Origin of the sequence: Ancylomarina sp. 16SWW S1-10-2 (assembly GCF_009669305.1) — a bacterium.
GTDB lineage: Bacteria > Bacteroidota > Bacteroidia > Bacteroidales > Marinifilaceae > Ancylomarina.
Genome location: NZ_SADB01000255.1, coordinates 1 through 421 on the forward strand (window position 1 = coordinate 1; position 421 = coordinate 421).

The window sequence follows — 421 nt, forward strand, 5'->3', positions numbered from 1 at the left end:
CTAAAGCATTTGGCGAGAAAATGTCTGGCCGTGTTACTGAGTACTCTGACCTAGCGAAAGAATACCAAGCGTCAGTACAAAAGATTGAAATTGCGCCAGCGTTTGAAGCACCAGTAGCTAAAACAACGACTAAAGCGAAGAAAGCATCTGCCGCTGCTTAATTGATCACCGATCAAATCTCCCAAAGGGTATAAGTTTTTATACCCTTTTTTAAACTTCCCTACCGAGTTCTACTACTATTTCTTTATCGATTGAGGCACAATAAGTCATCAATGGTTAGATAGTAGGCGCTAAATATATGAAGCATAAGCGAATCATCAAGAAATACGCCAACCGACGATTATACGATACCGAAGATAGTCGCTACATCACTCTAAAAGACATCAAAAACATTATTGCCTTAGGCACTGACGTTAAAATT

Annotated in this window: 1 protein-coding gene; it reads left to right on the plus strand. The window is 39.4% G+C overall.

What is annotated here, in order from left to right; all coding sequences use genetic code 11:
- Positions 1–298: 298 nt before the first annotated feature.
- The coding region (locus tag EMN46_RS20635) for a polyhydroxyalkanoate synthesis regulator DNA-binding domain-containing protein (RefSeq protein ID WP_368667587.1) at positions 299–421 on the plus strand (123 nt) is incomplete at its 3' end.